The following is a 12,088-nucleotide window of genomic DNA, read 5'->3' on the forward strand; positions in this document are numbered from 1 at the left end:
TATGGAAAAGTATCATCGGTTATATGAGACGATTTGCGGCATGTTGTACGAAGCCAGAGGGCTGGAGAGAGCGCAGCTGTCGGCAGATATGCCGCTGCAACAGCTTGGGCTGGACAGCCTGGATTATATGGAGCTGATGCTGGTGGTTCGGCGAGAATTTGGCATTACGCTCACTGCGGAAATGCTTATCGAACACCCTGAGTTGACGCTCGGTGAATTGTGCCACGTGATAATCCGTCAATAATTTCATCCCCCCAGGCGATCGCTTGTTGAGGTCAGGCCTGGGTTTTTCGTCTGTTGTGACTGCCATTTCATCTCTTACCCTTCCAGTTTCACTCTGTTATCGATATCCATAATTATTAATGCTTATCCGTCAGGTTAATATGAACCCGTGGTGGCGGTTTTTCATTCTCATTTTGGCGGTGTTATTAATGGCGTGTGTTAATGACATGGCAATATTTTTTAGGAATATTCTTTGTTTTGCCGGTTAATTTATCAATCTTACGCCACATCGTGCCAGGCAGTGATAACGCAAGCTAAAGCAAACAGGAAGCCGTGTGGTGATAATGCCGGGAATCTGCGGAACCCATTCGCAAGAGCGACTCACAAGGGTGGTTTATGCCCGTGATAATAACGCCTGTCGCGCTGTTCGCATTCGGCAAATCCGCTATACTCCGCGCTGGATGCAGGAACCTATCCATAAGCCAGGGGCTACCCTGAGTGTCCATTGTGGTGACGTAAAAGGAAAATGACAGCCACATTTTTCCGAGCAAAGTAATGAGGTTGTATGTCTAATCGTAAACATCTGACGCCTTCCGAAGTGGAGAGACTGCTTGAGGTCACGCTGCAGGGAAAGAATCCAGAACGCGATTATTGTTTGATTTATATGTGTTTTATTCATGGGTGTCGCGCCAGCGAAATAGGGGGGTGGCGCTTATCGGATATCGATCTGGAAGGCGGTAATATCTATGTACATCGGTTGAAAAATGGCTTTTCCACCGTCCATCCGCTCTATCTGCGCGAAAGGCAATGTCTGCGGCGCTGGTTGGATAAGCGTCAACGGCACCGCTGGGCCGATCAAGAGTGGCTGTTCCTGTCCAACCGCGGTGGCCGTCTGTCGCGCCAACGTATTTACGGGTTGATTCGCCATTACAGCAAGGTGGCCAAATTGGAGGTCAACGCTCATCCACATATGCTGCGGCATGGCTGCGGATTTGCATTGGCGGACCGCGGTATCGACACCCGTTTAATTCAGGATTACCTCGGGCACCGAAATATCCAGAATACGGTGATTTATACCGCCAGCAATGCACAGCGCTTTAAGGAAATTTGGTAAGTGTGATTTAAGTTAATAACGATAAGGAGTCACTTTGAACTAAACTGAAACATACTGTAAGGACGCGTAAAAACAATGTCAATATTCCCATGCCCTCTTTCCTGCTTAAAGCTTAATTCTTTTTGAAAACAGTGTGTTGTGATTTTTTCTCGTATCCCCTACCTCCTCTTAATCTAAGCAAAATCCTAATCAAAAATCCGCGGATTTAAATCATTGAGTTTACGCCTTGGTTTTTTAGTCTGATTTAATATCACTTTGTTACTCAGCTGGTTTTAAATCCTGTTAAATGGGTTTTTATTGGTTTTAAAAACCAAAGGAGTCACTTTAGTTCAAAATGAATCGTTTGGGTGAATAAGCCCGAAGCCATTAATCAGTCTGGCTACGGCCCTTCACATTCATGGAACTAAATAAAAGGAATGACATTAAGGATATGTCGGAAATAAACCCCATGCATATTTTGCATAATTTTAAGGAAAGTAGGATGAAAAAGAATCTGTTGGCTGTAGCTGTATTGACCGCGTCCGCATTTATCCCCTCTGCATTTGCTGCTGACGGCGCGCTGAATATCACTGGCACCATTACCGATCAGTCTTGCACCGTCGATCCGGACTCCCAGAACAAGCAGGTCGCTCTGGGTAAGATTGCCAAAGACGCATTCACCCTGTCTAAAACCGCTGGCGCCAAAGCCTTCAACCTGGTGCTGAAAAACTGCCCGAAAACTGTGACCGGCGCCACCGTGCGTTTTGACGGTACTCAGGTGCAGGGGCAGTCCGGGCTGTTGCAACTGACCGGCGCCGGCACCGCTGGGGTCGCGGGCGGTATTGGCGTACAGCTGCTGGACGACGGCAGCAACGTGCTCAATATCGGCAACGATTCCCGCGTGTATGCGCTGGAAGAAAACAAAGACAACACCCTGGGCTTTGTCGCGCGCTATTTCGCTTATGACGACGTTTCCGTCGGTAGCGCTAACGCTACGGCCAACTTCACCATCGTTTATCAGTAAGGCTATGCCGTCACGGCGGCGAAACAGTTAGAAAAATGAGCCAGAGGGCGTGTTCTCTGGCTCTTGTTCATCGGTGATGGGAACGGGAAGAAAGAGATGAAAGCTGGATACTTTGCGCTGACGGCGGCGTTGTTGATGACGCTTTGGGCTCCGGTACAGGCCGGCGTGGTAGTGGGTGGAACGCGCCTCATCTATGACGGCGGTAAAAAAGAGTCTGCTCTGAATATCAACAATCCGGATGCGGTGCCTTATCTGATCCAATCCTGGGTCGATGCGCAAGAGGGCGATAGCGCGAAAGCACCTTTTATTATCACGCCGCCGCTATTTCGTTTAGACGGGGGCCAAAATAACCTGCTGCGCGTGGTACGTGCGGGCGGCAATTTACCGACGGACAGAGAGTCGCTGTATTGGCTGAATGTGAAGGCTATTCCTTCGGTGGAAAAGAAAGAGAACACGCTGCAAATTGCGATCAAGACCCGCATCAAGCTGATTTATCGCCCGCAGGGGCTCGTCGGCAATCTGGAAGAGGCGGCCGGTAAAGTGACGTGGCGGCGCAGCGGCGATCGTTTGCAGGTGACCAACCCTTCTCCCTACTACCTCACCTTTTTCAATTTGAAGCTGAATGGCCGCGCCATTACCGGCAACACCATGGTGGCGCCGCAGGCGAGCGCCAGTTTCCCGTTGCCGGCGGCAAGTGGCGCAGGTGGCAGCCTGAGCTGGCAAATCATCAACGACTATGGCGGCACCGGCCAGACCTTCACCAGCACGTTATAACCGGGCCGCGGTGCGTGTTTTTTTGCTCTGGGATAACGCTGGAGCAGGCGTTCGGCTTACCTGATTCTTCGTCGGGCCGAGCCAATCGGGACAGGGAGTTAAAAGGATGAATAACCCGAATTGCATTGGTTTACCAGGGGCGCGATCGGTTCTGGCCGGCCTGATATCTTGCCAAATGGCGCTGCTGAGCTCGATCGGCACGGCTCATGCGCGCGATTATTTCAACCCGGCGCTGCTGGAAATTGATAATCCGGCGCTGCGCGGCGCCGATCTCTCGGTGTTTGAGGAGAACAGCAGCCAGGCGCCCGGGAACTACCGGGTCGATCTTTACCTTAACGGCGAACAGATCGACAGCCTTGACGTCGAGTTTCGGCTTATGCCGGGAGCCGACGGGAAGCAAGCGCTGCAGCCTTGTTTCAGCACGGAAAAATTGGCGGAACTGGGCGTGAGGGTGGCCATGTTTCCGGCGATGGTGCCCGGGGATAGCTGCGTCAACCTGGCACAGACCATTCCACAGGCCTCTGCGGTATTCCTGTTCAATCAGCTGAGGCTGAATTTGAGCATCCCGCAAGCGGCACTGCGCTTGAATGCGCGCGACTACGTTTCCCCGGATAAATGGGACTCCGGCATACCGGCGCTGTTGGTCAATTACAACTTCAGCGGCGCCAATAACCAGATGCGCGACAGCGAACGGCAAAACAACAATAACTATTACCTCAATCTGCGCTCGGGCATCAACTGGGGCGCCTGGCGCCTGCGTAACTATTCGATCTGGAACCATTACACCGGCGGTTCTTCTTCCTGGCGCTCAATCAACACCTACCTGCAGCGCGATATCGTTGCGTTGCAAAGCCGCCTGACCCTGGGGGACAGCACAACGCCCAGCGATGTGTTCGATAGCGTGCAGTTCCGTGGGGGGCAATTGGCCTCTGAGGACGACATCCTGCCGGACAGCATGAAAGGGTACTCGCCGGTGGTGCGCGGGATCGCGCGTACTAATGCGCAAATCGTAATCCGGCAAAACGGCTATGTGATTTATCAAAGCTATGTGCCGCCGGGGGCATTTGAAATTACCGATCTGTATCCCACGGGCGGCAGCGGCGACTTGAATGTGAACGTGCGTGAGGCTGACGGCCAGGAGCAGCATTTTGTGGTGCCGTACGCCGTGGTGCCGGTATTGCAGCGCGAAGGGCGTTTTAAATACAGCCTGACCAGCGGGAAATACCGTTCATACGGCGGTGGCGTTGATGAACGCCCGTTCAGCCAGGCGACCGGGATCTACGGTCTTCCGTGGGGGGCCACGCTGTATGGCGGCGTGCAGGCGGCCAGTAAGTATCAGTCCCTGGCGCTGGGTTGGGGGCAGAACCTGGGGGCGGTGGGCGCGCTGTCTGCCGATGTCACCCAGGCCTGGACCAAGCAGGAAACCCGGCCGAAGGAGCAGGGGCAGTCATGGCGTTTGCGTTACGGCAAGAACTTCATTGAAACCGGCACCAACTTTAGTCTGGCCAGCTACCGCTATTCCACGCGCGGTTTTTATAACCTGCAAGAGGCGCTGGAGAGCTACGGCGGCAACAGCGCTATCTATAACGATCACAAGAAGAGTCGCGCCGAGCTGACGATGAGCCAAAGCCTGTGGGAGCAGGGGGGAACGTTGTCGCTCAGCTTGTTTAACGAAGACTACTGGGACGATAACCGCCGTTCGCAGTCTGTCAGCCTCAGCTACAACAACAGCTGGGAGGCCGTCAGTTACGGGCTGAATTACACCTTCAACCAGAACGGCTACGACAGTAACGGCAATCGCAGCAGTATTCGTGACCATATCGTAGCGTTCAACGTCAGCGTACCGCTCAGCAAATGGCTGCCGGGCAGCTATGCCACCTACAGCATGAACGCCAGCCGCAATGGCGCTACCAGCAATAACCTTGGGTTGAGCGGTACCGCCTTGCCGGGCAATAACCTCAACTACAGCATCAACCAGGGCTATACCGGCAGGGGCGTGGGGGCGAACGGCAATATTCAGGCGGACTACAAAGGCGCCCTCGCCGAGTGGAACCTGGGGTATGGCTACGATCGCCATCGCCGGCAGGTGAACTACGGCGTACAGGGGGGCGTTCTGGTGCACCAAAACGGCGTCACGCTGTCGCAGCCGCTGGGCGATACGGTGGCGTTGGTGCAGGCGCCCGGCGCGTCAGGGGTGGATGTCCTGAACCAAACCGGGGTGAGCACCGATTGGCGCGGCTATGCGGTCGTGCCTTACCTGACGCCTTACCGGCGCAATATCGTCGGATTGGACGGTGAATCTTTTGCTGAAGATGTCGACATGACGCTGAGCAGCCAAACGGTGATCCCAACCCGCGGCGCCGTGGTGCGTGCCCGCTTCAATCCGGACGTCGGTGCCCGCGTGTTGCTGACCTTGCTGACGCGCAGCGGTGACCCGGTGCCGTTCGGCGCCACCGTCAGCAATCTCAACAGCCCCTCTGACAATGCCGGCATCGTCGGCGACGGTGGCCAGGTTTATCTGGCCGGCCTGGCGGAGAGTGGGCAGCTGCGGGTGAAGTGGGGCAATGACGCGGCTCAGCAATGTCAGGTCAACTATCAATTGGCTAATCAGCTCGAGAGCGGTGGGATTCGTCTCGTTAACGGGCAGTGTTTATAAGGTACATATGATGGCGACAGGAATATCGATTCAACGAGGGATCATCGTCGGCGGGCTATTGGCGTGCGCAACGTTCAGCGCACCACAAGTACAGGCGGCTTTCGGGCAGTGTGCTCCTATTTCGGGGACTCATGGGTTTTCATTCCTCTTTTCCCCGGTTTTAACCGACCCGTCGCAAAACGTGGTGGGGCGGATTATTAAGAATGCTGACGGCGGCAACTGGAATTTGCCCGGTTCTTATCGGGTGAAGTGCGAATGCCAGACGCGTACGGCGTCTTATGTCACCGCCAAAATGCTGCTGAGCGAGCCGGTATTCAGCAGCGGGGGGTTAACGTATTACGCGTTGAATGAATACCTGGGGGTCGCGAGCGAAGTTTTCGTGGCGGGATATCGCAATGAGTTTATTGCCGCACCGTTCACCAATGAGTCTAACTTTAAGACCGATATGGATGGCGATGACGAATCCTGTGCCAGCACGCCCTACAACAGCGGCGCTCGCGGGCGAATTCATCTGTATTTCCGCCGCCCTTTCGTTGGCGTGACCACAATCCCCAGCACCCGCCTGGTGGACACCTATGTCTCGGTGGCGAGTGGCGTGAAAAGCGATGTGCCGGTCTCCACGATATCAATGAGTGGCACCGTCACCGTGCCGCAGAGTTGTGTTATCGATCCGCAAGTGGTTACGGTCAATTTTGGCGACATCCTGACCTCGAATATCCAAACCAAGGGCGCGATGCCGCCCCGTTTTACTCCAGAAGAGAGAACGCTGACGCTGGCCTGTCGCAATATTTCCGCCGGCGTCAAGGTCAGCCTGTCATTCCGCGGCGAGGCTGACGGCAGCATGCCTGAGGCGCTGAAAACCAGCAATCGCGACATTGGCGTGATGATTAAGGATATGCAGGGCAATGTGATTCGGCCTCAGAGCGGGCGCTTGCCAATCGATAACTTCCAATATCCCAATCAGAGTGGCAGTTCACGGATCAGCATCTATCCGATCAACACCACCGGCCAGCTCCCTGCCGTCGGGCAGTTCAATGCAACGGCGACCATTCAGGCAGAAATTCAATAAACGGATATTTCAACGGTAGCGGGCCGTGCCCGGCGTTTAACGAGAAGGAATAAAGTATGGGGAAGGTTATTAGCGGTATCAGCTGCAAATTGGCGCTGGCTGGCCTGTTGCTCTTTGCCATGCCGACAGCGCAAGCCACATCAAAACTCGTCATTACCGGCAACATCAAAGCGGCGCCCTGCGAAATCGACGGCGCAAACGGCTCGATTTCGGTCAATCTGGGGGATGACATTTCCGCCGCCGTCCTGGCGACCTCCGGGGCCTCCAGCCCTTGGGTGGAGTTCCCTTTGACGCTAAAAAACTGTCCGAGTACCACCACGTCAGTTGTCGCGACCTTCAGCGGGACGGCCGCTGAGGAAAGCACCAGCTTATATAAAAGCACCGGCGGTTCTCGTCGGGTCCAAATTGAATTGCAAAACAACCAGGGAGCGAACCTGGGCAATGGCAAGAGCATGACCCAGTCAGTTAATCAGGCGACGCATGAAGCCAAATTCAATTTGCGGGCGCGGGCATACAGCACCAATGGCGGTTCTACGCCTGGCTCGATAGAGGGTGTCCTGCAGGTCACTTTTGTCTATCAGTAGACAAAAAGACCGTCCTAAGTGGAATGCTAACGACAGATTTAAGGTGATGATATGAATAGTAATTATCCATCAAGAGCGACTTTGGCGGCCGGTAAGGCAACGACGGGGGCCGTGGCCATCATGGAGCCCTGCCTCATCACGGCGTTGGGGATGAGAAATCGCTTGATTGAGTCCTGCGGCCTGCAGCCCGACAACGTTCGGCAGGTGACTAACCTGGTGGCATTGAGAACCTTATTCACTCAGCATGTGCACCGCTTATTGGTGATGGATTTGTGCGGTAAATCAGAGTCGGTATTGGACGGTTTCCGGTTGATCGCTGAAGTCCGCGAAAACTCGCCGGACACCGCGATAGTCATTTGCACGGCGCTGGATGAACCCAGACTGCTGCGGCAACTGATCGCCTCCGGCATCAGCGGCCTGATGTTGAAGCAGGAGCCGGCCATTGCGTTGACTCACTGCGTCCAACAGGTTTTGACGGGCTGCAGCAGTTTCAGCCATCGGGTGCGTCAACGTCAGTTGCATGAAGCGACGGCTGACAAGCCCCTGACGGCGAAGGAGTTGGATGTGCTGACCCAGCTGTTTTCCGGTAAAAGCGTAACCAACGTGGCGTTAACGATGTGCCGTGATATACGCACCGTCAGCACCCATAAACGCAATGCGATGTTGAAGTTGGGATTTCACAGCGATGGGGAATTGTACCTTCAGGGGAAATGGATGGCTGCGCAAGGTTCATCCTTTGTTCGCTAGGCATGCGCGAAATGCCTTTCGGCTAAGCAAGCACAGGAGCAGATTATGCATTTATGGCGTCAGCAACCGCTGAACATAGCGATAATGGACAGATGTCCATTAACGTTGGAAGGGTTGGCGAGTTTTTTAAAAACGCTGCCAACCCAGGCAAAAGTCGTCGTAAAGGAAACCAGCGTCCGCGCGGTGGCGGACAGCGTGGTCTATCAGCAGGCCGACGTGCTGATTACCGAAATGGACGGCGAAGATGAGACCGTGGCTCAGGGCAGAGAAACATTGCTGGCTCTGAGCACGCAGCTGCCCGACTTGCGGGTAATCGTCTATACCTGCTGCCAGAATGCAGAAGAGTTAGGGCGCCTGTTGAACCAGCCTAATGTCAGCATCGTTGCCAGAGATGACGCTTTGCCGCTGGTGGCGGAGTTTTTTAATCGCGTGTTGCTGGGGGAACGTGTGTTGAGTCCGCAGATTGGGGCTTTTCTGGCGCCTTCCGTGAGTGGAGAGGAGGTTAGCACGCGAAAGTTGACCCGCTGTGAGAGCGACGTTTTGGCCTTTTTGTTTAACGGTATGAGCCTGCGGCAAATCGCCGAGTTGCAACGCCGCAGCATCAAGACGATCAGCGCGCATAAATGCAGCGCCATGCGTAAACTGCAGGTAAAGAATGACAGCGAACTGTTTTCTTTGCACGGCAATATTACGCGGCAATTGGGGGGGAAATGGTCAAAGGGGACCTAGCCTTTAATGGAAGGGTATGGCGTTATGATTTATCGGCAGGTTTACCGCTAGCATAACCAGTGCGGCGTGCCCCTGGGCGCTGAGGCATGAAAAGCAGCTCGGCGTTAAAGTCGTGCTGGAGTAGGCCGTTGATGACGTGCCGGGCTGCATCTTCCCATCTGATGTTTGTACCAAACTCGATGCGCTGTTTAGCAAAGGACGAGGTCCCGCGTAGTTATTCTCATTGTGAGATTAAATGCTGATTGCGCGGAATCGTTCTACGTTGGTCGCGGTGTAGATCACCGTATTCTGGATATTTTTGTGTCCTAAATAATCTTGAATCAAACGCGTATCGATCCCCTTATCCGCAAGGGCGTAGCCGCAGGAGTGTCGCAACATGTGAGGATGGACCTGAACGCTAATACCGGCCATTTCGCCATACATTCTCATTAATCGATACAGCTGCTGACGTGATATTTGTCCGCCGTGGCGCGACAGGAATAACCATGGAGCTTCTGCGTCAGGATAGCTCGTCCGCTGGGCCAACCAATGTAACAGCGCCTGCCGTTCTCGCGGTTGGATCGGATGCTGAACGGAAAACCCGTTTTTCAGCCGGGATATATGGATCCGATTGGAGGTAAGCTCAATATCCTCCAGGCGTAAAGCACGCAGTTCGCTAACCCGCAAACCGTGAATAAAGCACATTAATAGTAGACAACGATCTCGAATGCTATTTTTCCCCTCATGCACGGCAGCAATCAGTTGCTCAATTTCAACCTGACTGAGAAATTTCCTTTTTTTCATTTTTCTTTCCTGCGTCTTTGATGTTGGCGATTTATATCATGAAGTTTTATTAAAGCATTGGAGCATAATGGGCGGCAAAGGAAATAAATAATTTCATTTTTTAATAGATGGTTTTTTTATCTTTTCTATTTTTTCATTTTTCAAGTGAATATATTTTGTATTTTATATGGTTATTTTATTTGTTTCATGAGGCTATTTAATTAGCGAATATTTAGCATCTCTGTAAGAGCCCCATGGAGAGTTTTCATCCGTCAGACAGCCATGAGATACCCTCTCTCTCTGATCGGTGCTTGATAAATTGTGATGAGAATTCGTCTTGATCTCATTCTCACGCCGCTTACAATGCCTGCCAGATCGCGACTTCAGAGGTTTTTTCATGGAACTGCTACGGGTGGTTTATCACCAGTACCGTTGGCCATTTCTGGCTGTCATGGCGCTGACCCTGGCCAGCGCCGGTTTAGGCATCGGTATCATTGCATTTATCAATCAATACCTGATGGAGGCCGGCGGCAATGCATTGGCCGTGCTGCCGATGTTTCTCGCCCTGCTGGCATTGCTGATGGCGGTCACGCTGGGCTCGCAATTGGCGCTGACGACATTGGGCCATTACTTCGTCTATCGCCTGCGTGGGCAGCTGGTGAAGCGCATTTTGGATACCGATATTGAACGCCTTGAACAATTGGGTAGCGCCTCATTGTTGGCCAGCCTGTCCAGCGATATCCGCAATATTACCGTCGCCTTCGTGCGCTTGCCTGAGCTGGTTCAAGGGGTGATTTTAACCCTGGGGGCGGCGGCCTATCTGGGGTGGCTATCACCGAAAATGCTGGCGGTCACGGCAGTCTGGGTGGCAGTGACCGTCGTGGGCAGCGGCTGCCTGGTGTCACGGGTTTATCGTCATATGGCCAGTTTGCGTGAGTCTGAAGAGCGTCTCTATCATCGTTATGAGTCGGTGATTGACGGTCGTAAGGAGCTGACGTTGAACCGCAAGCGGGCGCAGGCGCTGTACGAACAGGCCTATCAGCCCGATGCGCAAGCTTATCGCTACCATATCATTCGCGCCGACACCTTCCATTTGAGCGCGCTCAACTGGTCAAATATCATGATGTTGGGCGCGATTGGGCTGGTGTTCTTTATGGCCAACAGTCTGGGATGGGCGGACTCGGCGGTGGCCGCCACCTATTCACTGACGCTGCTGTTCTTGCGCACGCCATTACTGCAGGCGGTCGGGGCGTTTCCGACGCTGGTCAGCGCCGAAGTGGCCTTTAACAAGCTGAAGACGCTGCGCCTGGCCGAGTATCAAGCGGCGTTTCCTGCCGCCGTTGGCCGTTCCTGGCAGACGCTGGAGCTACGCGACGTGGTTTTTCACTATGCGGATACCGAACAGCAGCCCGGTTTTGCCGTCGGGCCGCTCAATCTGACGCTGCGCCGTGGTGAGTTGGTCTTTCTGATCGGCGGCAACGGCAGCGGCAAGTCAACGCTGGCGATGTTGTTGACCGGGTTGTACCAACCGGTGAGCGGGCACATCGTTCTGGATGGCGTCGCACAGACCGCGGCGGATATGCCGGACTACCGTCGGCTGTTTTCGGCGATTTTCACCGATTTTCATCAGTTCGATCGCTTGCAGGGGCCGGAAGGTGGTGAACCCGATGCGGAATTGGTCGCCGGCTGGCTCGAGCGGTTGAATATGAAAAGCAAACTGCAGTTCGACGGCACCAGGGTGACCAACCCGCAGCTGTCGCAGGGGCAGCGTAAACGCCTGGCTCTGTTGTTGGCGGTGGCAGAGCAGCGCGATATTCTGCTGTTGGATGAATGGGCCGCAGATCAGGATCCGCAGTTCCGGCGGATTTTCTATCGCGAGCTGTTGCCTGAATTGCGCGCGCTGGGCAAAACGGTGTTTGCCATCAGCCATGACGATCACTACTTTGAACACGCCGATCGGCTGCTTGAGATGCGCTCAGGCCATTTACGCGAGTTGACCGGCATTGAGCGTGAACACGCCAGCCGGGATTCCGTCAGTAGAATCGGTTAACTCACGCCGGCCCGGGCGAGACTAAAACGGGCCGGTGCTCCCCCGCAGGATTTCAGTACGTCGCTTCATTTTCTCTCCCCCCTTCAGCGCGGTCTGTTGCCGATTTGCCTTATGACCAGTCAAATAATTGACTGCTGAATTATTTACCAGTGGTTTAATTTTGACCTCTCAAGGTGTGGCACACTGCACATTCGTTCGCCTATCAATACAAGTTAACGGCTGCCGATAACAAGGGTATCCACGGTGCCGTCCTTACTGAGGCTGCAGTGCAGGTCTATGGGTAGCAGCAGTTTTTTAAAATGCCATAGGAAAAAACGACTTTATCGATCGTTAAAATAGATCAATAATCTCAATTTGAATGGTTTAATCTATTGGTTG

11 protein-coding genes are annotated in these 12,088 nt (G+C 53.8%); 10 read left to right on the forward strand and 1 reads right to left on the reverse strand.

Translation table 11 applies throughout. The features are described from left to right. The first annotated feature begins 1 nt into the window (after position 1). The 9 genes from ACUXAC_RS21095 to ACUXAC_RS21135 all read left to right on the forward strand — a co-directional run bounded on the left by ACUXAC_RS21095 (position 2) and on the right by ACUXAC_RS21135 (position 8,898). Positions 2 to 244 (forward strand): acyl carrier protein, encoded by a 243-nt coding sequence (locus ACUXAC_RS21095; protein ID WP_308342861.1) that lies wholly within the window; start codon positions 2 to 4, stop codon positions 242 to 244. Between the two features lie 543 nt (positions 245 to 787). Further along, positions 788 to 1,336, forward strand: a complete 549-nt coding sequence (locus ACUXAC_RS21100) for a tyrosine-type DNA invertase (RefSeq protein WP_044030581.1) — start codon at positions 788 to 790, stop codon at positions 1,334 to 1,336. 481 nt (positions 1,337 to 1,817) lie between these two features. After that, positions 1,818 to 2,339, forward strand: coding sequence for a fimbrial protein (locus tag ACUXAC_RS21105; RefSeq protein WP_060441332.1), 522 nt, complete (start codon positions 1,818 to 1,820; stop codon positions 2,337 to 2,339). Between the two features lie 96 nt (positions 2,340 to 2,435). Then, complete coding sequence (locus ACUXAC_RS21110) at positions 2,436 to 3,113, forward strand: fimbrial biogenesis chaperone (protein WP_087763664.1); 678 nt, start codon at positions 2,436 to 2,438, stop codon at positions 3,111 to 3,113. A gap of 106 nt (positions 3,114 to 3,219) precedes the next feature. Beyond that, positions 3,220 to 5,769: a fimbria/pilus outer membrane usher protein gene (locus ACUXAC_RS21115; protein ID WP_055315562.1), complete on the forward strand. Its 2,550-nt coding sequence runs from the start codon at positions 3,220 to 3,222 to the stop codon at positions 5,767 to 5,769. A gap of 7 nt (positions 5,770 to 5,776) precedes the next feature. Continuing rightward, positions 5,777 to 6,838, forward strand: coding sequence for a fimbrial protein (locus ACUXAC_RS21120; RefSeq protein WP_080432965.1), 1,062 nt, complete (start codon positions 5,777 to 5,779; stop codon positions 6,836 to 6,838). Positions 6,839 to 6,894: 56 nt separating this feature from the next. Then, positions 6,895 to 7,422, forward strand: coding sequence for a fimbrial protein (locus ACUXAC_RS21125; RefSeq protein ID WP_225529537.1), 528 nt, complete (start codon positions 6,895 to 6,897; stop codon positions 7,420 to 7,422). Between the two features lie 51 nt (positions 7,423 to 7,473). Beyond that, on the forward strand, positions 7,474 to 8,169 hold the full coding sequence (locus ACUXAC_RS21130) for a response regulator transcription factor (protein ID WP_055313677.1): 696 nt from the start codon (positions 7,474 to 7,476) through the stop codon (positions 8,167 to 8,169). Between the two features lie 45 nt (positions 8,170 to 8,214). Beyond that, the gene (locus tag ACUXAC_RS21135) at positions 8,215 to 8,898 is read left to right on the forward strand and encodes a response regulator transcription factor (RefSeq protein WP_055313678.1); all 684 of its coding nucleotides are present in this window, start codon (positions 8,215 to 8,217) and stop codon (positions 8,896 to 8,898) included. 231 nt (positions 8,899 to 9,129) lie between these two features. Here ACUXAC_RS21135 and ACUXAC_RS21140 read toward each other — a convergent pair whose 3' ends face one another. Further along, positions 9,130 to 9,681: a tyrosine-type DNA invertase gene (locus ACUXAC_RS21140; protein WP_055313679.1), complete on the reverse strand. Its 552-nt coding sequence runs from the start codon at positions 9,679 to 9,681 to the stop codon at positions 9,130 to 9,132. A gap of 376 nt (positions 9,682 to 10,057) precedes the next feature. Here ACUXAC_RS21140 and ACUXAC_RS21145 point away from each other — a divergent pair, with 376 nt between their 5' ends. Continuing rightward, positions 10,058 to 11,710 (forward strand): multidrug ABC transporter permease/ATP-binding protein, encoded by a 1,653-nt coding sequence (locus tag ACUXAC_RS21145; RefSeq protein ID WP_055313802.1) that lies wholly within the window; start codon positions 10,058 to 10,060, stop codon positions 11,708 to 11,710. Positions 11,711 to 12,088 lie beyond the last annotated feature (378 nt).

The organism is Serratia sp. 121840015-1 (assembly GCF_053627655.1).

Excerpts from the sequence above, each read along its gene's own strand:
- ACUXAC_RS21095 (WP_308342861.1), top strand. The coding sequence starts at position 2 with ATGGAAAAGTATCATCGGTTATATGAGACGATTTGCGGCATGTTGTAC.
- ACUXAC_RS21100 (WP_044030581.1), top strand. The coding sequence starts at position 788 with ATGTCTAATCGTAAACATCTGACGCCTTCCGAAGTGGAGAGACTGCTT.
- ACUXAC_RS21105 (WP_060441332.1), top strand. The coding sequence starts at position 1,818 with ATGAAAAAGAATCTGTTGGCTGTAGCTGTATTGACCGCGTCCGCATTT.
- ACUXAC_RS21110 (WP_087763664.1), top strand. The coding sequence starts at position 2,436 with ATGAAAGCTGGATACTTTGCGCTGACGGCGGCGTTGTTGATGACGCTT.
- ACUXAC_RS21115 (WP_055315562.1), top strand. The coding sequence starts at position 3,220 with ATGAATAACCCGAATTGCATTGGTTTACCAGGGGCGCGATCGGTTCTG.
- ACUXAC_RS21120 (WP_080432965.1), top strand. The coding sequence starts at position 5,777 with ATGATGGCGACAGGAATATCGATTCAACGAGGGATCATCGTCGGCGGG.
- ACUXAC_RS21125 (WP_225529537.1), top strand. The coding sequence starts at position 6,895 with ATGGGGAAGGTTATTAGCGGTATCAGCTGCAAATTGGCGCTGGCTGGC.
- ACUXAC_RS21130 (WP_055313677.1), top strand. The coding sequence starts at position 7,474 with ATGAATAGTAATTATCCATCAAGAGCGACTTTGGCGGCCGGTAAGGCA.
- ACUXAC_RS21135 (WP_055313678.1), top strand. The coding sequence starts at position 8,215 with ATGCATTTATGGCGTCAGCAACCGCTGAACATAGCGATAATGGACAGA.
- ACUXAC_RS21140 (WP_055313679.1), bottom strand. The coding sequence starts at position 9,681 with ATGAAAAAAAGGAAATTTCTCAGTCAGGTTGAAATTGAGCAACTGATT.
- ACUXAC_RS21145 (WP_055313802.1), top strand. The coding sequence starts at position 10,058 with ATGGAACTGCTACGGGTGGTTTATCACCAGTACCGTTGGCCATTTCTG.